The sequence below is a fragment of the Halovibrio variabilis genome (genome assembly GCF_007991175.1).
GTDB lineage: Bacteria > Pseudomonadota > Gammaproteobacteria > Pseudomonadales > Halomonadaceae > Vreelandella > Vreelandella variabilis.
Genome location: NZ_BJXV01000006.1, coordinates 162,887 through 181,852, shown reverse-complemented (window position 1 = coordinate 181,852; position 18,966 = coordinate 162,887). Strand labels below are relative to the sequence as shown.

Genomic DNA, 18,966 nt, shown 5'->3' with positions numbered 1-18,966 from the left:
ACACCCATGGCTTATCTAGTATTCAGGTAGTGGCTAGCAGGATAGCTTGACGCTGTTGTTGTATGCACCACACTGGTGTGGCGTTATAAACGCACATCATCACGAAAAGGAGAGCATGATGAAACAAGCACTCAACGGTAAACGCGTGGCTATTTTAGCCACCAACGGTTTTGAAGAATCCGAGCTGAGCGTGCCGCGCGCCACCCTGCAAAAGGAGGGGGTTGAGGTTCACGTGGTAACGCCTGACGGGAAAGGGATTCGCGCCTGGGCAGAAACCGACTGGGGCGACACCTACGCGGCTGATAAAGCCCTTGCCGATGCCAGTGAGTCTGACTATCACACGCTGGTGCTGCCGGGTGGTCTGTTTAACCCCGATGAGCTGCGCACCAACGAAGAGGCGTTGAGCTTCGTCAAAGCGTTTTTCCAAGCCGGAAAGCCAGTGGCGGCTATTTGCCACGCACCGTGGATTTTAATCAACGCGGAAGTGGTTGAAGGCCGTCGTATGACGTCAGTACCCAGCGTTGCCCAGGACTTGCGCAATGCAGGCGTTGAGTGGGTCGACGAGCCGGTTGTCGTGGATAGCGGGCTTGTGACCAGCCGTACGCCCAAAGACTTGGATGCCTTTAACGCCAAGTTACTCGAAGAGCTTCAAGAAGGGCGTCACGCCGGTCAGCACGCTTGATGGGGCTACTTCGCCAGTGGGCAAGCTTTGTTAAACGGCTTGTCCACGTTATTGCCAAGCCCGTCAAGGGTGACGGTAGCCGTGGTGGGATGGTCGTACATCCCTACCGCGGTTACGGCTCCCAGCGCGAAGTATTTGTCATGGGCCGGGTGTTTCACCAAGCGGCCTTAAGCCGAATTATTCCTCGTCACGGCATGCTACGCGATACGGCCGACGTCGCACGGCGAATTTTGCGCCGGGGGCTCGCCAACGCCCAGGTAGAAGTTCATATTGGCGAAAATCAGCTCTGCGTCAGTACGGATCGCGATGGCTATTTCGATGTGCATTTGCCGATCAGTCACGCCCTTCCTATTGATGTTTCCTGGCACCGCGCCGACATTTTGGTGCATTGCCCCGGCGAGTCGCCAATACGCACCCATGTTGAAGTTTACGTGCCGCCGCCAGAAACAGACTTATTGATTATCAGCGATATCGATGACACCGTCATGTTCACCGGCGTAGCGGAAAAGCTCAAAATGCTTTATCGCCTGTTTGTCAAAAAACCTCACCGCCGGACTGCTTTTCCCGGTGTGGCAGCGCTCTATCAATCGCTGCACCGTGGCGTTAATGGGCGCGCCGAGCGGCCGATATTGTATGTCTCGCGCGGTCCGTGGGCGATTTATGAAATGCTCGAAACCTTCTTTCAGATCAACCGCATTCCCGTGGGGCCAATTTTGTTTTTACGCGAGTGGGGCATCTCGTGGCACAAACCCTGGCCGCGCCGTGCAAAAGAGCATAAGCGCGACTTAATCGACCGCATGCTAACCCTCTACAGCGATATGCCGTGTATTTTGATTGGCGATAGCGGCCAGCACGACCCTGAGGTGTATATCGAGATCGTCAAAGCCTACCCGGATCGGATTAAAGCAATTTATATTCGCCGTGTGGATAAAGACCCACAGCGGGAAGCGGCGATCCAGCGTTTGCGCGATCAGATAGTCGGTACCCAGTGCGAGCTGGTACTCGCCGCCGATAGCGTGTTGATAGCTGAACACGCCCATGCCCAGGGGCATATCTCGGCCCACGGTTTAGCGGCAGTGCAGCGGGATGTAGACGACCACCGCAACGATCCCGCGTAACCAACGCTGTTGCCATGACAGACTCCATGGTAAAACCAACCCTATCGTTCGTCATTAGAGGTCGCCATGGTTGTTCTGCTGATCATTTTTGCACTGGCCGTTTTTGTGCTCCCTAATGTATGGGCCAAATGGGTACTCAAGCGCCACACCCGTGGCCGTGACGACTATCCCGGCACGGGCGCCGAGCTTGCTGATCATTTACTACGTCGCCTGGGCATTGAAGGCGCGAGCGTAGAGCGCACCGAGTTCGGTGACCACTACGACCCCGAAACACGCTGCGTGCGCCTTTCCCCGGATAATTACGACGGCCGTTCGCTAACCGCCGTCACCGTGGCTGCCCACGAGGTGGGTCACGCCATTCAGCATCATCAGGGCTATGCGCCGCTGCTGGCGCGTAGCCGTTTAGTGGGCGTCGCCCAAAAAGCCGAAAAACTCGGCGCTGTATTAATGATGGCCGCGCCGTTTCTATTCCTATTGACGCGCTTGCCCGGTGGCTTGGCAATAGTGATTGCCATGGCGGTGATCAGCTTTGGCACCGCCGCATTAGTGCATCTAGTGACGCTGCCCGTCGAGTTTGACGCCAGCTTTAACCGTGCGCTGCCGCTGCTAAAAGAGTACGTGCCGCCTTACGATATGCCCGGCGCCCGCCACGTGCTCACCGCCTGCGCCTTTACCTACGTGGCTGCCTCTCTGGCCAGCGTGATGAACCTAGGCCGCTGGCTGGTGATTTTGCGGCGGTGAGTTTGGAAGCATACAGCGCCTATTCCGGCTTATTGGCAATAATCACCGCCCGCCGCGGTGCGGGGTAGCCTTCGATGGTGCGGGTGCGGTCATTGGGGTCAAGAAAATCGGCCAGCGATTGGTAGGTCATCCACTCGGTCGAGCGCTGTTCGTCAAGCGTAGTGACTGCCTCATCAACAACGCGCACGTTGGTAAAGCCGCAGCGTTCCAGCCAGTGACACAGCGCTTTGGAGGAGGGTAAAAAGTAGACGTTGGGCATGGCGGCATAGCGTTCGCCGGGCATAAATACCGTCTGCTCGTCGCCTTCCACCACCAGGGTTTCCAGCACCAGCTCGCCGCCAGGTGCCAAGGCCGATTTTAGCTGTTGGAGATGTTCTAACGGGGCAGGGCGATGGTAGAGCACACCCATGGAGAAGACCGTATCGAAAAAGCCCAGGTTCTCCGGCACGTCTTCAATGCCCACTGGTAAAAACTGGGTTCTGCCGTCATCCGCATCGCCGACGAAGTGCCGCACCGCCTGAAACTGCCAATAAAAGCGTGGCGAAGGGTCGATCACCAGCACAAAGGCCGCACCCGCGCCGGCCATCCGCCAGGCGTGATAGCCGCTGCCACCGCCCACGTCGAGCACTTTGCGGTACTTAAGCGGCGCAAGGTGCGGTGCCACTCTTTGCCACTTCCAGTCCGAGCGCCACTCGGTGTCGATATGAATACCGCCCAGTTGAAAAGGGCCTTTACGCCAGGGGGCGAGCTTTCTCAACAGGTTAAAGCACTGGCGCTGTTGGCTATCGCTAAGGGCGAGGTCAACGCTGACGGTATCGCTGTCTAGCTTTACGTTTCGCTCGCTGGGTAGCGCGGGCAGCTTGGCCACGGCTTTTTCCCAGGCGGGCAGGTCGCCATGGCGGTTGCGGTCAAGCCCGCGCGCCAGCTGTTCCGGCAGGCGCGCTAGCCAAGTATCCAGACCTTGGTCAATGAAGGCATGGTAGAGCTCGCGGTGGGGGTGGGGCATGGGTGTCTCGCTGTCTCACGTATGGCTAAAAAGTGCACCAGCCGCTGGCTTCCATCAGTCGATACTGCCAGTAGCGGCGACGGGAGGCGTCGAGGTACGCCTCGGGGCCAATACTGTAGTGCTCGGCGTTGGTGTTGTGCCAGTGGCGCTCGAAGGACGCGCGGGCCGTTTCGATGATCGGGTCATCGGCGGTGGCGATCCACTCGAGATTGGCTTCGAAGTTGAGATCGTCGAGGCTGCGCCGCGTGTAGTTGGCCGAGCCCAGCAGCAGATGCGCGGGGCGCTCGCCTGCGTGGCGCAGCAGCACTTTGCTGTGGGCCTGTTCACCGTGGGTATCGCTCCAGCGCAGTTGAATGCTGGCGGCGAGAAGGTCGTTGGCCGCCTGCCGGTTAGGGATGCCGCTGCCTGAGACGCCAAAGGCGTGATGGTTGGGGTCGAGCAGTACGCGCACCCCGACTCCTCGCGTTACCGCCCTGGTCAGTGCGGTGATGACGCCACGGTGGGAAAGATACAGCACCTCAATATCAAGCTGCTCGGCGGCGCGGGCGTCGTCGATGATCGCCAGTAGGGCGCGTTTGATGGCGCCTTCGCTGAGCAGTCTCAGGCGCGGCGCGTGGCTATTTGTGTCGGTGTCAGCGGCTGGCGGCTGGGCGTGGCCGATAGTAACCCCGCTGCGGGCGGCGATCTCGCGCTCGGAGGCAAGCAGGTCGAGGGCGATATCGCCGGAGACGCGCAGCGCCACATCGCGGTAGTCGCTGCTGTCGTCGTCGGCGTTGGCCGAACTGACCACGGCGGTCCAGCGCTCACCCTCGTCGACTACCAAGGTCTTGCGATGATTGGCGTTGAGGTTGAGCAGGGTCAGGTAGCTGCGCAGGCCAACCTTGCCGGGGCCGAGGGGGTTGGGCAGCCAGCCGCCGCGGGGCGAGTTGCCGAGCCAGCGAAAGCACAGCCGCCATAGCGCGGTCCAGCTGGGGTTGGGGTCGCGTCCGATGGTTAGGTCGGTGGTCGCGACGCGGATGCCCGCCGCTTCGAGCTGCCGGTGGTGACTCAGCTCGCGCCCGCCGTAGGCGGCGTTGATGGGGTCGGTGATCACCACCATCTCAATCGCGGGGCACTGGCGCTTGCGGGCCAGCAGGGCGTCACGCAGGGCCACCGATACCTGACGATGACAGTCGTGCCTGGTATCGGTGGGGTCGTTGAACTGGAAAATATCCAGTACTACCCGCTTTTCGGCCTGGCCTATTAGACGCAACATTTCGTCGAAAATCTGCTGCTGGCAGTGGCGCTGGCCGTGGGCATCGACAAAGGTCTCGTCGAGCAGCAACCGTGGTGCAACAGGTAAGCGCCACTCGCCCTTGACGCTAAGGCCGGGGGGCAAGGGCTTGCGCGAATGCCACCAAGCGTTGATCAGATAGAGTGCCAGTGCGCCAGCGGTCAGTACGACCCCGATACTCATGGCTTAAAGGCAATCAGCGAGGCGAAGTTCAAATACTGGAACCAGGTCATTGAGCGTGGAAAGCCTGCCTGCTTTAGACGTTCGTGAAGGGCTTCGAGCGTGTCCGGCACCAGCACGTTCTCAAGCGCCGTGCGCTTTTGGCTGATTTCTAAATCGCTGTAGCCATTGGCGCGCTTAAAGTCGTGGTAGCGCTCAACCCGCCAGGCGTTATCGCGCTCATCGGCATCGACGGTTTTTTCCGAAAGAATCAGTACACCGCCGGGTTCCAGCGCAGCATAAAGCCTTGCCAATAGCGCGTCACGGTCAGCAGGCGGTAAAAACTGCAGCGTAAAGTTGAGAATGATCATCCCCGAAGGCGCATACTTGAGGGTGCGAATATCGGCTTCTTCCACGCGCATGGCATGGTCCGGGCACTCTTCTAAAAAGGTTTGGCGTGCCTTTCCGACCATGGCCGGTGACAGGTCTACCCCGGTGTAGCGAAAGGCGTCGGCGGGCATCGCACCGGCCAGCGCCAGCCCCGAGGCGCCCAGCGAACAGCCCAGATCGTAAACATGGGCACCGTGGCGAAGATGACGCTGGGCGATTAGGCTCAACATCCCCAGGATCTGCCCGTAGCCGGGCACCGAACGGCGAATCATGTCGGGGAAGCACGCGACGACCTGTTCATCAAAGGAAAACCTCGCCACCTTGTCTAGGGGTGTCGAAAAGATAGCGTCGCGGTAAGATGCATCACTCATGATCAAGCCAGAATTATTGATAAGGTTGCGTAGTTTACGCGTCCTTCGTAAGTCAGAACAGTCAGTCAGAACAGTAAACCAGAACAGCCCCTGCATGGAACGACGCCACTGGAGATGTCACATGGCCTCAGCATCAAACGCTACCCCCGATACGTTACCCGCGTGGCAGACGTTGAAGCATCACGCTGAAACGCTGCAGCACGTTCACTTGAAAACGTTGTTTGGCACCGAGCCTTCGCGCTGGAAAAGCTTTACTCGTCAGGTAGCGGGCTTGACCCTGGATCTCTCCAAGCAGCGCTGGGATGACGATACGCTGGAACACCTGTTTACCTTGGCCAGCGAGGCCGGCGTGCCTTCGGCCATTGAGGCACTGCTAAGCGGTAAACGGGTGAATGTCAGCGAAAACCGCCCGGCGTTACACACCGCGTTACGTTTGCCCGCGGATGCCACGCTTGAAGTGGAAGGTGAGGATATTGTCGCTGCCGTGCATGAAAGCCTGGCCCAGATGGAGCGCTTGGTCAGCCGGTTGCACGCCGGCCAGTGGCGCGGTGCCACCGGCAAGCCGATTCGGCACGTGGTTAATCTGGGCGTAGGCGGCTCAGACCTGGGCCCGTTAATGGTCACCCATGCGCTAGCGGATTATCGACCCAACGATATTCATCCGGTGGAGGTGCATTTTGCTTCTACCATGGATGGCTCCCAGTTAGCGGATTATCTCAGCCGTTTGAATCCTGAAACCACTATCTTTGTGCTGTCGTCCAAGTCCTTTACCACCATTGATACGCTGTCTAACGCCAACACCGCGCGGGAGTGGCTGCTGAGCCAGTTAACCCAGCACGGCGCGACGCCGATCAGCGCTGAGCTAGTGGTGCGCCAGCACTTTATTGGGGTCTCGGCGAGCCCGGAGAAAATGACCGAGTGGGGCATTGCTGACGACCACCAGTTAACCTTCTGGGAGTGGGTAGGTGGGCGCTACTCGCTATGGGGCACCATTGGTTTACCCATTGCGCTGGTGGTGGGGATGGACAATTTCCGCGCGTTTTTAGCCGGTGCGCACTCCATGGATCGCCACTTCGCTGAGGCAGAAATGGCCGAAAATCTACCCGTGCTACTGGCATTAGCGGGAATCTGGAACGTCAATTTTCTGGATATCCGCGCCCACTCTATTTTGCCCTATGACGGGCGGTTAGAGTATTTCGCCGCTTATCTTGAACAGTTGGAAATGGAGTCCAACGGCAAGTCGGTTACCCGCCAGGGACAACCGGTCAACTACTCCACCTGCCCGGTGCTGTGGGGGCAGCTGGGACCCAATGCTCAGCACGCGTTCTATCAGTTGCTGCATCAGGGCACCCAGCCGGTGGTGTGCGATTTTATTGCGCCGCTCAAGCGTTACGACGAGGTGGAAGACCCGGATACCCGCCGCCACCTGAAAGCCCAGCACCGTTTGGCGCTGGCTAACTGCTTTGCTCAGTCCCGTGTCCTTATGCTCGGCGATGACGCCCTGGAAGATGACGGCCCTCGGCCGGAGCACAAGCGCTACCGCGGCAACCAGCCCTCGACCACGGTGCTGCTCGACCAGCTGACGCCCGCTACCCTTGGTTCGCTTATCGCGCTTTACGAGCATAAGGTGTTTGTCCAGGCGGTGATTTGGGATATCAACCCGTTTGATCAGTGGGGCGTTGAGCTGGGCAAAAAAATTGCCACCGATACCCAGAAAATCATTGATCACCAGGGCGATCTATCGCGTATGGATGCCTCCAGTAAGGGGTTAATTGAAGCGTTTTGGGCGGCTGAGCAGGAGTGACCTATCCCCGGCGCCACTGGTAATAAGCATGGCTAGATATACAGCTTTTTGCTTTTCCGCTATCCTGTGTCCTTTTGCCAGCCGCCACTCACTCATTTTAAGACTCATTTTGAATACCAGCACGGCTTGCCAGCACTAATTCTCAGGGAACCGACGTTACATGACCCAGTTTGATGCCTCTCAGTACGGTGCGAGTTCCATCGAAGTCCTGTCCGGGCTCGAGCCGGTACGCAAGCGTCCCGGTATGTATACCGACACCACCCGCCCCAACCACCTTGTGCAGGAAGTGATTGATAACAGCGTCGATGAAGCGCTGGCAGGCCACGCCACGGCGATCAAGGTCGAGCTGCACAGCGACGGCGGGATCGAAGTGCAGGATAACGGCCGCGGTATGCCCATCGACCTGCACCCCGAGCATGGTGTTTCAGGTGTTGAGCTGATCTTTACCAAGCTTCACTCGGGGGGCAAGTTCTCCTCCACCAGCTACCGCTTCTCGGGCGGCCTGCACGGCGTCGGCGTTTCGGTGGTGAACGCGCTGTCGCGCCGGTTAGATGTCGAAGTCACCCGCGATGGCGCCCGCCATGCCATGGCCTTCGAGTTCGGTGCAAAAGTCGAAGAGCTGCACGAAATCGGCAAAGCCCCCAAGCGCGCCAGTGGCACCCTGGTGCGTTTCTGGCCGGATGAAAGCTACTTCGACAGCCCCAAGTTAGCGCTGACGCGGCTGAAGCACCTGCTGCGTGCCAAAGCGGTGCTTTGCCCAGGGCTTAAGGTCACGCTGGTAGAACCCGACGGTACCACCACCGAGTGGGAGTTCGCCGATGGTCTGCGCGACTATTTGGTTGAAGCCACCGACGGTTACGAAGTGCTCCCCCCCGAGCCTTTTATCGGCCACTTTAGCGACGATGAGCACGGCGTGGACTGGGCCATCCAGTGGCTACCCGAAGGCGGCGAGGCGCTACTGGAAAGCTACGTTAACCTGATACCAACGCCCCAGGGCGGCACGCACGTAAACGGTTTTCGTTCCGGGTTGCTGGATGCGCTGCGCGAGTTCTGCGAATACCGCAACCTGTTGCCTCGTGGCATCAAGCTCACCGCCGATGACCTGTGGGAGCGCACCTCCTTTGTGCTCTCGGTAAAAATGCTCGACCCCCAATTTGCCGGGCAAACCAAAGAGCGGCTGTCATCGCGCACCATTGCCGGTTTTGTTTCCGGCGTGGTCAAGGACGCTTTCTCGCTTTGGCTGAACCACCACATCGATCAAGCCGAAGCGATTGCCGAGCTGGTCATTAGCGCTGCGCAGAATCGCCAGAAAAAAGCCAAAAAAGTCGCCCGCAAAAAGGTGACGTCCGGCCCGGCATTGCCCGGTAAGCTGGCGGACTGCTCCGGCCAAGACCCTGCCCAGAGCGAGCTGTTTTTAGTCGAAGGGGACTCTGCCGGCGGCAGTGCCAAACAGGCCCGCAACCGCGAGACTCAGGCGATACTGCCGCTGCGCGGTAAAATCCTGAATACCTGGGAAGTGGAGACCCACGAGATTTACGGCTCGCAGGAAGTTCACGATATCGCGGTTGCCATTGGCGCCGACCCCGGCAGCGCCGACTTGGAAAAACTGCGCTATCACAAGATCTGTATTCTCGCCGACGCCGACTCCGATGGCCTGCATATCGCCACGCTGCTGTGCGCGCTGTTTGTGCGTCATTTTCCAAGCTTGGTAGATGCGGGTCACGTCTATGTGGCGATGCCGCCGCTCTACCGCATCGACCTGGGCAAAGAAGTGCACTACGCCCTGGATGAGAGCGAAAAGGCCGCGATTCTCAAGCAATTGGCTACCAAACGCGGTACCCCCAATGTACAGCGCTTTAAAGGCCTGGGTGAGATGAGCCCGCTGCAGCTGCGAGAAACCACCATGTCGACGGAAACCCGGCGCCTGGTGCAGCTCACCTTGACGGAAGGCGACGGCACCCTGGAGATGATGGATATGCTGCTGGCCAAAAAGCGCGCCGGTGACCGTAAAAAGTGGCTGGAAGATTACGGCAATCTCGCAGACATTGAGGTATAACCCCCGATGACCATGGATATTCAAGTAGCGGAGGGAGACGTAGAACAACTCTCCCTGCGCGACTACACCGAAAAAGCGTACCTCGACTACTCAATGTACGTGATTCTCGACCGCGCCTTGCCCAACATTGGCGATGGTATGAAACCCGTACAGCGGCGGATCATTTACGCCATGCGCGAGCTGGCGCTGCATGCCAACGCCAAATACAAAAAGTCGGCGCGTACCGTCGGCGACGTGCTGGGTAAATTTCATCCTCATGGCGACAGCGCCTGCTACGAAGCCATGGTGCTGATGGCGCAACCGTTTAGCTACCGCTACCCGCTGGTCGATGGCCAGGGCAACTGGGGTAGCCCCGATGACCCTAAATCCTTCGCCGCCATGCGCTACACCGAGGCCAAGCTCTCCAAATTTGCCGAAGTGCTGCTTGGCGAACTGGGCCAAGGCACCGTCGACTGGGCGCCCAACTTTGACGGCACCATGCAGGAACCCCTGGTGCTGCCTGCCAAGTTGCCGCATGTGCTGCTCAACGGCGGCACAGGGATTGCCGTGGGTATGGCTACCGATATTCCGCCGCATAATGTCTCGGAAATTGTCGAAGCAACCTGCCATCTGCTGCGCAACCCCAAGGCCACCACCACCGATCTAATGGAATTTGTGCCTGCGCCGGACTTCCCCACCGATGCAGAAATTATTACCCCGCCTGCGGATCTGCGTAAGCTTTACGAATCCGGCCGTGGCTCGGTCAAGCTACGTGCCCGCTATGAGCGCGAAGAAGCCAATATCGTTATCACCGCCGTGCCTTACCAGGTCAGCGGCGCCAAAGTGCTGGAGCAGATTGCGGCGCAAATGCAGGCCAAAAAGCTACCCATGGTGGCGGACCTGCGCGATGAATCGACCCACGAAGAGCCGACGCGCCTGGTGATTGAGCCGCGCTCCAACCGCATCGACGTTGAGTCGCTGATGGCGCACCTGTTCGCCACCACTGACTTGGAAAAGAACGTGCGGGTGAACATGAACGTGATCGGCCTGGATGGCCGCCCGCGGGTCATGCCGCTGCCCGAAATGCTGGGCGAGTGGCTGCAGTTCAGGCGCAGCACGGTACGCCGCCGGTTAGAGCACCGCTTAGGCAAAGTCGAAGATCGGCTGCATATCCTGGAAGGCTTGTTGATCGCCTACCTGGACCTGGACGAAGTGATTCGCATTATTCGCGAAGAAGATGAGCCTAAAGCCTCGCTAATGGCGACGTTTAGTCTCTCTGAGCGCCAAGCTGAAGCTATTCTAGAGCTGCGCCTGCGGCATCTTGCCAAACTCGAAGAGATGAAAATTCGCGGTGAGCAGGACGAGCTGGAAAAAGAGCGCAAGTACCTACAAGGCCTGCTGGGTAGTGAAGCCAAGCTGACCACGCTGATCGAAAAAGAAATCCGCGCGGCGGGTAAAGAGCATGGCGATGAGCGCCGTTCACCGCTGGTCGAGCGCGAAGAGTCCAAAGCGCTCTCCGAGGTCGAACTGCTGGGCGCTGACCCGATTACCGTGGTGCTCTCGGATAAAGGCTGGATTCGCGCCGCCAAGGGGCATGATATTGACCCTGAAGGGCTCTCCTACAAAGCCGGCGATAGCTTCCAGCTGGCCGCAAAAGGTAAAACCAATCAGCCGCTGGTGCTGTTGGATGACACGGGGCGCGCCTATACGCTCTCGGCGCATAACTTACCTAGCGCCCGCGGCCAGGGTGAACCGGTTACCGGGCGTGCCAACGTGGCCGCTGGCGCCAAAATGGCCGGGCTGATGTTTGCGCCACCAGAGCGGCGCTTTGTACTGGCCACCGACGGCGGCTACGGCTTTGTGGCGCGTCTCGATACGCTCACCGGTAAAAACAAAGCGGGCAAAGCGGTACTTAACTTGCCCAAAGGCTGCAATGTCATGGCCCCGGTTGAAGTGCCTAACGGCGATGAGCTATGGGTCGCTTTGGTCTCCAACGAAGGCCGACTACTGCTGTTCCCCTTGGATCAACTGCCCGAGATGGCCAAAGGCAAAGGCAATAAAATGCTCGATATTCCCGGCCCGCGGGCTGCCCGCCGGGAAGAGTATGCTGGCGGCATTGTCGTGCTGGAGGCAAGCGATGCGCTCGTTATTCATGCCGGTAAGCGTAAGCTAACGCTTAAAGCCAACGATCTGGCGTATTATCGCGGCGAGCGCGGCCGTCGCGGCAGCAAGCTGCCCCGCGGCTTCCAAAAAGTTGATCGGTTAGAGGCAGGAGAGTAACTAATGGCAGGAGCTAAGTGATGGCACGCGGTGATTTGATCCTAACCGTTTTAGCGCCGCGTCTGACCGCGGAGATTCAGGCCCAGGTAAACGCCTTAGTAGTGCAGTTTGGTCTGCAGGAGAAGAGTACTCAGCGCCTTGCCGACAGACAGCATGGCGCGCGCATCGACTGCATTGAGCAGCGTCTAGTGGGTGAAGTGGACGTCGAGGCTGTGCGCAATGCCGCGCTGGTACTCAGCGAAACACTGAGCGTGGATGTGGTTATCCAGGCCGATACTCGCGATCACGTTCAGCCCCGTTTGGTCTGCTTCGATATGGATTCCACGCTGATCAAGGCCGAAGTGATAGACGAACTGGCGCGCCGCCATGGCGTGGGTGACGAAGTCGCTGAAGTTACCGAGCGTGCTATGCGTGGCGAACTGGATTTTAAGGCGAGCTTCCGCGAGCGGATGAGCAAACTAGCCGGTTTGGATGAATCTGTGTTGGCCGAGATAGCCGCCGAGTTAACGCTGATGGAGGGCGTTGAACGGCTGATGGCTAATCTAAAGCGCTTGGGCTACCGCACCGCGATCCTCTCCGGCGGGTTTACCTACTTTGCCCACCATTTACAGGCAACGCTTGGCTTTGACGAAATTCACGCCAACGAGCTGGTCATTGAAAATAGCAAGGTCACCGGCGCCGTGAGTGAGCCTATTGTGGACGCCGAACGTAAAGCCGAGCTGTTGGAAACCATTGCGCTACGTGAAGGTTTTAGCCTGGCTCAAACCATTGCCGTGGGCGACGGAGCCAATGATCTAAAAATGCTCGCCAAGGCAGGTATGGGGGTCGCATTCCGCGCTAAGCCCATGGTGCGCGCCAAGGCGCGCCAGGCGATTTCCGCGGTGGGTCTTGATGGGGTGCTCTATCTGCTGGGCTACCATCAGCAGGATTTAACCCCGTAAAGTAATGCGGCTGAAAACTAATTGTGGGAGGAAGCTTCAGCGTGATCCGACACTTCGGTGGTCCGACACGTCGGCGAAAGGTTCTCAAGGTTGTAAGGCTGGCAGACTAAATCGTCGCGAGCTAAAGCTACCTCCCACCTGAGCTGGGCCCATGTTGTAGGAGGGCGCTTCAGCGCGCGAAGGGTGCCGAAGGCACCCCTTAGTCTCATCAGGCTGGCAAGCTGCGAGCTAAAGCTGCCGCTCACTTAAGTAGGCGTTTTTATTGTTATCGTTTCATCCGTGGCCTTTATCCGGGTGCGGCACCGGTTTGTCGCCTACTTCTTCAGGACGTAGCTCTACCGGCTTACCCTGGGTTTTATCGGCGTGTTTTAACTTCAGGTGCAAGCCCGACTTGGCGAGCAGGTGAGCGCTGACCGGCGCGGTGATAAACAGGAACAGCGTAATCAGCAGTTCCTGGATATCCGGTTTGCCGTCCACGCTCCAGAAATACAGCATTGACGCGATTAGCATGCAGCCGATGCCTAGCGTGGTCGCTTTGGTGGGGCCATGCAGGCGCATATAAAAATCGCGTAGGTGGGCCATCCCCAGCGAGCCAATAAACACAAAAATACCGCCCGCGATCAGCAGCAGCGAAATAATCGCTTCAATGATTACTGACATAGTTCCCCCTGACACATATAAATCATTCGATGATATCTCCGCGCAGAATATATTTGCACACGGCCACCGTGCTGATAAAACCTAACATCGCGATCAACAGCGCCGACTCGAAATAGGTTTTGCTGTTAAGCCAGAGCCCCAACAGTACGATTAGCGCAATCGAGTTAACGTACATGGTGTCCAGCGCGAGCACGCGGTCGGGGAGGCTGGGGCCGATGGTGAGCCGATAAAGGTTCATCAGGAGTGCCAGCACGACCAGGGCGAGGGTGATGTAAAGCGCAATGCTCAACATTCGTAAATCTCCTTGAGCGGACGTTCGTAGCGCTCGCGAATCTGGCTAATCAGCGCTTCTTCATCGTCTACATTTAAGGCGTGAATCAGCAGTGACTTACCGTCTAATCGTAAATTGGCAGAGACGGTGCCGGGGGTAAGGCTGATCGTGCTGGCCAGTAGCGTGATCGTAAAGCGCTCTTCGAGCATCAGTGGGTATTCAATAAAGTGGGGTTTTAGTTTGCGCCAAGGGTTGGCAATCAAGTAGGCCACTTCAAAGTTGGCGGTGACGATATCGCCCAGCACCCGGAAGATAAAACGCAGCAGGGCGAAAGGTTTGGCGATACGTGGCCGTGCATCCCAAAAGCGGCGGGTCAGCAAGGGGATCAAAATAGCCAAGGAGCCCCCAAGCACAAACTGACCAAAGGCGTAGCTGCGTACCAGTAACAGCCAAACGACAAGCAATAAGATCGATAAAACAGGCGTGGGCAGCCAGGAACGCGGGGTGATCATTGGGCATCTCCAGCATCGGGCAGTAGCGTGCGAATCAGCACCTGCGGGTGGGTTAATTGCTCAGCTGTTGCCTGTGTATAGCTGCTGACCGGCCCCGCGAATACCACTAATAGCGGCGCCGCGCTGAGTAGCCAAAGCACCCCAAACCACTGGCGGCGAGAAAGCGGCGTACCGCTGACATTGCCACGGTGGCTGCGCCAAAACAACGTGGAACCCGCCCGTGAAAGGGCAATCAGCGACGCCAAGCTGGTCAGCAGCAGCAGCGGCCAGAGCCATAGGCGCTGCGTGCCCTCGGCGGCATTCATCATTAATGCCTTGCCCAAAGCGCCGGAAAACGGCGGAATACCTGCCACGGCGATAGCGCCGACAAAAAACAGCACGGCAAGCCCTGCACCCTGCACCATGGGGCGGCCTTTCACCAAGCGAGTGCCTGCTTTACCACGCTGCAGGCCAATCATTTCGGCGAGTAGAAATAGGCCACCGGTAACCAGCGTGGTGTGGATCAAGTAGTAGAGTAGCGCCGAAACCGCCTGGGGTGAGCGCAGCCCGATACCCGCCAGCAGGGTGCCTACCGATACCAGCACCAGATAAGCAACCAGCAGGCGTAAGTCCCGCGCGGCCATCACGCCAACGCCGGCGGCTGCCAGGGTGCCAAGTGATAGCCACCATACCCAGGGTTGTTCCAACGCTTCCAGACCGCCAGCGCTATCGCCAAAAATCAGCGAATAGACACGCAGAATGGCGTAGACACCCACTTTGGTCATGATCGCGAACAGCGCCGCCACCGGCGCAGGTGCCGAGGCGTAGGCTTTGGGCAGCCAGAAGTAGAGCGGCAGAATCGCCGCTTTTAAGCCAAATACGACCAGCAGCATGAGTGCGCCAGCGGTCACTAAACCCTCGCGCTCGGCGGGTAGTGCCGCCACCCGGTTGGCCATATCGGCCATGTTAAGCGTGCCCGTGGCGCCATACAGGATCCCCACTGCGATCAAGAACAGCGAAGAGCCCGCCAGATTGAGCACCACGTAGTGAACGCTGGCCTGAATGCGCGCTTTGCCACCGCCGTGCAGCAGCAGGGCGTAAGACGCCAGCAGCAGGACTTCAAAGAAGACGAAGAGGTTAAATAGGTCGCCGGTTAAAAAGGCCCCGTTAATGCCCAGCAGCTGCCACTGGAACAGGCCGTGGAAGTTACTGCCTTTTTCATCGTCACCCGCGCAGGCAAACACCACCGCGCCCACGGCCAGAACGGCCGTTAGCAGCAGCATTAATGCCGAGAGGCGGTCTAGCACCAGCACAATGCCGAACGGCGCCTGCCAATCACCCAGGGCGTAGTAGGTGATGTCACCGCTGGCCGCTTGGCGTAATAAGCCAATCGTTGCCAGCAGCAGTAGCACCGAGGCGGTCACACTCACCGCGCGCTTGTAGCGGACTAATCCCTGGCGCTGATAGAGCAGTAATATGCCCGCGACAAGCGGTATCACAATAGGAAAAACAATCAGGTGCTGCATCATTCTCGGTCTTCCTTGTTACCGTCGACATGGTCGTTGCCCACTTCACTGCGCGCCCGCATGGCCAGAATCACCACGAACGCGGTCATCGCAAAGCCGATCACTATCGCGGTGAGTACCAGCGCTTGGGGCAGCGGGTCGGCGTAGTTGGAACCCTCCGACACAATCGCGGGGCCGTCAGTGGTTAATCCGCCCATCGAAAACAGGAACAAATTCACGGCGTAAGACAACAGCGTGAGGCCAACGACCACGGGAAAGGTGCGGCCTCGCAGCGTTAAGTAAAGGCCACAGGCGGTGAGTACACCGGTGGTCATCGCATAAAGCAGTTCCATTAGCGAGGCTCCTGGGGGGAAGAAGAGGCTGCGGTCGCATTTGCGTCTTTTTCTGTCGCCTCAGTGACCGGACGGTGGGCGGTGGTGACTTTGCCCAGGTTGGCAAGAATCATCAGCGTCGCGCCTACCACCGCTAGGTAGACGCCCAGGTCAAACAGCAGGGCGGTGGCCAGTTCAAAGGTGCCGATCAGCGGGAGTTTGAAGTAGCCAAACGCGGAGGTTAAGAACGGGTGACCAAACAGCCAGCTACCCAACCCCGTTAGTGTGGCAATGGCCACCCCGATGACGGCCACCGGTTGGAAGGGGAAGTCCAGGCGCTCTTGTGCCCAGGCCACGCCCCGTGCCATGTATATCAAGATCAGGGCAACGGCGGTAATCAACCCGGCGATAAAACCGCCACCAGGCTGGTTATGGCCACGCAGGAAAATAAACGCAGAGACTAATAACGCCAGCGGCAGTATCGTCATGGCGATCGAGGTCAAAATTGCCGGATGGCGGTCAGGCGACCATACGCGTCCTTCCCCATCGCTGTGAGGGATAAACAACCTCAGGCGATTCAACAGCTTGAAGATGGCCAAGCCGGCCAGGGCCAGCACGGTGATTTCCCCCAGCGTATCGAAACCACGGAAGTCGACCAAAATAACGTTCACCACGTTGTAGCCGCCACCGCCGGGCTTGCTGTTTTCGATGAAGAAGTTGGAAATCGACAGCGTCTCGCGGGTCATGACCGCGTAGTTAAGGCTAGCGACCACCAACCCCAGCGAACCCGCCAGTAGCAGGTCGCGGACGTTACGCAGCGGGCTGGATTCGCGCGGGGTCTTCTGAGGCAGGAAAAACAGCGCCAGCATCAGCAGAATCATGGTCACGACTTCCACCGACAGCTGTGTAAGCGCCAGATCGGGCGCCGAGAAACGCGCAAAGGTGAGGGCCACAAATAGTCCCACCACCGACAGCATTAACAGAGAAATTAACCGGTAACGGTGGGTAGCGGCCGTAGCCACGCCGCCAAACATCAACATGCCAGCGCCCAGGATAAGAATGCCATCTATTGCTTGATTGCCAGCAGCACCCGTTAAATCGGTGATCTGCACTAGACCAACCCCGCCCATCACCAGTGCTCCCAGCCAGAGCCAGCCCACGTAGCGCTGTAGCGAATTGCCTTCGAGGCGGGCAACGAGCTGCTCGGCGCGATAACCGATAGCCACGAGAATGCGCTCAAAGACACGCCTGGCATCGACCCCGACAAACTGCTGGGTGAAGCGGCGTACATCGCCATGGCGCCAATACAGCGCAATGCCAGCGACAAAGGCCAGCAAACTCATCATGAGGGGCAGATTCACGCCGTGCCAAATGGCCAGGTGGAAGTCGAGCGGGCTACCGATCACCGCCTGACTGGCGAGCTCTAACAGCCCCGTTGCCATAAAGGCCGGGAACAGCCCCACTACTACGCACAAGACGACCAATATTTCCACCGGCAGGCGCATCAGATGCGGCGGCTCGTGGGGTGCTTTCGGCGGTGCTTCGCGGGCAGGTTTAAAGAAAACGGCGTGTACCAAGCGCAGCGAGTAAGCCACCGAGAGAATCCCACCGAGAGCTGCTAACGCAGGCAGTAGCCAGCTTAGGCCACCTAAAACCGGGGTCGCCAGCGATTCGGTAAAGAACATTTCTTTGGACAAGAAGCCATTAAAGAGCGGTACCCCCGCCATGGCGGCCGCCGCCAATGTGGTCAATAGCGCCGTCACCGGCATGGCTTTTTTCAGCCCGCCGAGCTGTTTCAGTTCCCGGGTGCCGGTTTCGTGATCGATAATCCCGGCGCTCATAAACAGCGCGGCTTTAAAGGTGGCGTGATTCAGAATGTGGAACAGGGCCGCCAAAATCGCCATGGGGCTGCCGATACCCAGCAGCACGGTGATCAATCCCAAATGACTAACGGTAGAAAACGCCAAAATGCCTTTAAGGTCGGTTTTCATCAGCGCAAACCAGGCGCCATATAGCATGGTGACGATGCCGACCAGCGAGACGACCACGCTCCACAGTTCGCTACCCGCAATGGCGGGGTGCAGCCGCGCCATGAGGAAAATGCCCGCCTTAACCATAGTGGCGGAATGCAGGTAGGCCGATACCGGCGTAGGGGCCGCCATGGCGTGGGGCAACCAAAAATGGAACGGGAACTGGGCCGATTTGGTAAACGCCCCCAGCAATACCAAGCCGAGCATTAGCGGATAGCGCGGGTCGGCAACAATGACCTCGCCGCTGGCGAGCACGTCCCCCATATTGAAACTGCCCGCCATATCGCCCAGCAGCAACAGGCCTGCCAGTAGCGCAAGGCCACCCGCACCGGTAACGGTGAGCGCCATACGTGCGCCTTTACGGGCGTCTGACTGGTGCGACCAAAAGCCGATCAGTAAGAATGACGATAGACTGGTTAACTCCCAGAATAGCCAGAGCAGAATCAGGTTGTCGGACATGGAAATGCCCACCATCGACGCCATAAAAAGCATCAAAAAAGCGTAGAATCGACCAAAGGGCTCATCTTTGGCTAAATAGTAATGGGCATACAAAATGATCAGCAGGCCAATGCCGAGAATCAGCAGGTTGAACAGCAGCGATAGCCCATCCAGGCGAAAGGCTAGGTCGAGCGCCAGTTCTGGCATCCAGGAGGCCGAAAAACGCAGCTGCTCACCGTCTAGCAGCGCTGGCACGTTAAGTAGCGTCATTACTAACGCAACAGCGGGCAGCACGGCCGTGGCCAGTGAACAGTAACGGCGACCGCGCCCTGCGGTGAGTGTCGGCACCAGTACGCCCAGCAGAGGCAATAAGGCTATCCACAGCAGTGTCATGGGATCCATCCAGCGGCTAAAGTTAAAGTCAAAAGAGTGCCAATAG

General features: G+C 58.4%; 16 protein-coding genes. 7 read left to right on the top strand and 9 right to left on the bottom strand.

The features are described from left to right. Positions 1-118 precede the first annotated feature (118 nt). From HVA01_RS06565 to HVA01_RS06555, 3 genes are all read left to right on the top strand, one after another. Positions 119-682, top strand: coding sequence for a type 1 glutamine amidotransferase domain-containing protein (locus tag HVA01_RS06565; protein WP_146874128.1), 564 nt, complete (start codon positions 119-121; stop codon positions 680-682). Then, positions 682-1,800: an App1 family protein phosphatidate phosphatase gene (locus HVA01_RS06560; RefSeq protein WP_146874126.1), complete on the top strand. Its 1,119-nt coding sequence runs from the start codon at positions 682-684 to the stop codon at positions 1,798-1,800. The genes HVA01_RS06565 and HVA01_RS06560 overlap by 1 nt, the downstream gene beginning before the upstream one ends. Positions 1,801-1,866: 66 nt before the next feature. Continuing rightward, entirely contained in the window at positions 1,867-2,541 is a 675-nt protein-coding gene (locus HVA01_RS06555) for a zinc metallopeptidase (protein ID WP_146874124.1), read from the top strand. A gap of 19 nt (positions 2,542-2,560) precedes the next feature. Here the strand turns inward: HVA01_RS06555 and cmoB are convergent, their stop codons facing one another. From cmoB to cmoA, 3 genes are read right to left on the bottom strand one after another with little or no spacing between them, the layout of a single operon-like run. After that, positions 2,561-3,547 carry a tRNA 5-methoxyuridine(34)/uridine 5-oxyacetic acid(34) synthase CmoB gene (gene cmoB, locus HVA01_RS06550; RefSeq protein WP_146874123.1) on the bottom strand — a complete coding sequence of 329 codons (987 nt, stop codon included), beginning with the start codon at positions 3,545-3,547 and terminating at the stop codon, positions 2,561-2,563. Positions 3,548-3,572: 25 nt separating this feature from the next. Continuing rightward, a complete protein-coding gene (locus HVA01_RS06545) occupies positions 3,573-5,003 on the bottom strand; it encodes a phospholipase D-like domain-containing protein (protein WP_146874121.1) in 1,431 nt (476 codons plus the stop codon). Continuing rightward, entirely contained in the window at positions 5,000-5,740 is a 741-nt protein-coding gene (cmoA, locus tag HVA01_RS06540) for a carboxy-S-adenosyl-L-methionine synthase CmoA (RefSeq protein ID WP_146874119.1), read from the bottom strand. The genes HVA01_RS06545 and cmoA overlap by 4 nt, the downstream gene beginning before the upstream one ends. Positions 5,741-5,861: 121 nt before the next feature. Here cmoA and pgi point away from each other — a divergent pair, with 121 nt between their 5' ends. From pgi to serB, 4 genes are all read left to right on the top strand, one after another. Further along, positions 5,862-7,544 carry a glucose-6-phosphate isomerase gene (gene pgi / locus HVA01_RS06535; RefSeq protein WP_146874117.1) on the top strand — a complete coding sequence of 561 codons (1,683 nt, stop codon included), beginning with the start codon at positions 5,862-5,864 and terminating at the stop codon, positions 7,542-7,544. 160 nt (positions 7,545-7,704) lie between these two features. Next, positions 7,705-9,600 (top strand): DNA topoisomerase IV subunit B, encoded by a 1,896-nt coding sequence (gene parE, locus HVA01_RS06530; protein WP_146874115.1) that lies wholly within the window; start codon positions 7,705-7,707, stop codon positions 9,598-9,600. 6 nt (positions 9,601-9,606) lie between these two features. Next, entirely contained in the window at positions 9,607-11,859 is a 2,253-nt protein-coding gene (gene parC / locus HVA01_RS06525) for a DNA topoisomerase IV subunit A (RefSeq protein ID WP_146874113.1), read from the top strand. A 20-nt stretch (positions 11,860-11,879) separates the two neighbouring features. After that, complete coding sequence (gene serB / locus HVA01_RS06520) at positions 11,880-12,800, top strand: phosphoserine phosphatase SerB (RefSeq protein WP_146874111.1); 921 nt, start codon at positions 11,880-11,882, stop codon at positions 12,798-12,800. A gap of 273 nt (positions 12,801-13,073) precedes the next feature. Here serB and HVA01_RS06515 read toward each other — a convergent pair whose 3' ends face one another. From HVA01_RS06515 to HVA01_RS06490, 6 genes are read right to left on the bottom strand one after another with little or no spacing between them, the layout of a single operon-like run. Continuing rightward, the gene (locus HVA01_RS06515) at positions 13,074-13,460 is read right to left on the bottom strand and encodes a Na+/H+ antiporter subunit G (protein ID WP_146874109.1); all 387 of its coding nucleotides are present in this window, start codon (positions 13,458-13,460) and stop codon (positions 13,074-13,076) included. A gap of 22 nt (positions 13,461-13,482) precedes the next feature. Further along, positions 13,483-13,752 (bottom strand): K+/H+ antiporter subunit F, encoded by a 270-nt coding sequence (locus HVA01_RS06510; protein WP_146874107.1) that lies wholly within the window; start codon positions 13,750-13,752, stop codon positions 13,483-13,485. Beyond that, positions 13,746-14,243, bottom strand: coding sequence for a Na+/H+ antiporter subunit E (locus HVA01_RS06505; RefSeq protein WP_146874105.1), 498 nt, complete (start codon positions 14,241-14,243; stop codon positions 13,746-13,748). Before HVA01_RS06505 ends, HVA01_RS06510 begins: the two co-directional genes overlap by 7 nt. Further along, complete coding sequence (locus HVA01_RS06500; RefSeq protein WP_146874103.1) at positions 14,240-15,751, bottom strand: monovalent cation/H+ antiporter subunit D; 1,512 nt, start codon at positions 15,749-15,751, stop codon at positions 14,240-14,242. Before HVA01_RS06500 ends, HVA01_RS06505 begins: the two co-directional genes overlap by 4 nt. Then, the gene (locus tag HVA01_RS06495; RefSeq protein ID WP_146874101.1) at positions 15,748-16,080 is read right to left on the bottom strand and encodes a Na+/H+ antiporter subunit C; all 333 of its coding nucleotides are present in this window, start codon (positions 16,078-16,080) and stop codon (positions 15,748-15,750) included. Before HVA01_RS06495 ends, HVA01_RS06500 begins: the two co-directional genes overlap by 4 nt. After that, positions 16,080-18,920, bottom strand: a complete 2,841-nt coding sequence (locus HVA01_RS06490) for a monovalent cation/H+ antiporter subunit A (protein ID WP_146874099.1) — start codon at positions 18,918-18,920, stop codon at positions 16,080-16,082. The genes HVA01_RS06495 and HVA01_RS06490 overlap by 1 nt, the downstream gene beginning before the upstream one ends. Positions 18,921-18,966 lie beyond the last annotated feature (46 nt).

What these genes read in the sequence shown, in the direction of transcription:
- HVA01_RS06565 (WP_146874128.1), top strand. Translation starts at nt 119, where the DNA reads ATGAAACAAGCACTCAACGGTAAACGCGTGGCTATTTTAGCCACCAAC.
- HVA01_RS06560 (WP_146874126.1), top strand. Translation starts at nt 682, where the DNA reads ATGGGGCTACTTCGCCAGTGGGCAAGCTTTGTTAAACGGCTTGTCCAC.
- HVA01_RS06555 (WP_146874124.1), top strand. Translation starts at nt 1,867, where the DNA reads ATGGTTGTTCTGCTGATCATTTTTGCACTGGCCGTTTTTGTGCTCCCT.
- cmoB (WP_146874123.1), bottom strand. Translation starts at nt 3,547, where the DNA reads ATGCCCCACCCCCACCGCGAGCTCTACCATGCCTTCATTGACCAAGGT.
- HVA01_RS06545 (WP_146874121.1), bottom strand. Translation starts at nt 5,003, where the DNA reads ATGAGTATCGGGGTCGTACTGACCGCTGGCGCACTGGCACTCTATCTG.
- cmoA (WP_146874119.1), bottom strand. Translation starts at nt 5,740, where the DNA reads ATGAGTGATGCATCTTACCGCGACGCTATCTTTTCGACACCCCTAGAC.
- pgi (WP_146874117.1), top strand. Translation starts at nt 5,862, where the DNA reads ATGGCCTCAGCATCAAACGCTACCCCCGATACGTTACCCGCGTGGCAG.
- parE (WP_146874115.1), top strand. Translation starts at nt 7,705, where the DNA reads ATGACCCAGTTTGATGCCTCTCAGTACGGTGCGAGTTCCATCGAAGTC.
- parC (WP_146874113.1), top strand. Translation starts at nt 9,607, where the DNA reads ATGACCATGGATATTCAAGTAGCGGAGGGAGACGTAGAACAACTCTCC.
- serB (WP_146874111.1), top strand. Translation starts at nt 11,880, where the DNA reads ATGGCACGCGGTGATTTGATCCTAACCGTTTTAGCGCCGCGTCTGACC.
- HVA01_RS06515 (WP_146874109.1), bottom strand. Translation starts at nt 13,460, where the DNA reads ATGTCAGTAATCATTGAAGCGATTATTTCGCTGCTGCTGATCGCGGGC.
- HVA01_RS06510 (WP_146874107.1), bottom strand. Translation starts at nt 13,752, where the DNA reads ATGTTGAGCATTGCGCTTTACATCACCCTCGCCCTGGTCGTGCTGGCA.
- HVA01_RS06505 (WP_146874105.1), bottom strand. Translation starts at nt 14,243, where the DNA reads ATGATCACCCCGCGTTCCTGGCTGCCCACGCCTGTTTTATCGATCTTA.
- HVA01_RS06500 (WP_146874103.1), bottom strand. Translation starts at nt 15,751, where the DNA reads ATGATGCAGCACCTGATTGTTTTTCCTATTGTGATACCGCTTGTCGCG.
- HVA01_RS06495 (WP_146874101.1), bottom strand. Translation starts at nt 16,080, where the DNA reads ATGGAACTGCTTTATGCGATGACCACCGGTGTACTCACCGCCTGTGGC.
- HVA01_RS06490 (WP_146874099.1), bottom strand. Translation starts at nt 18,920, where the DNA reads ATGACACTGCTGTGGATAGCCTTATTGCCTCTGCTGGGCGTACTGGTG.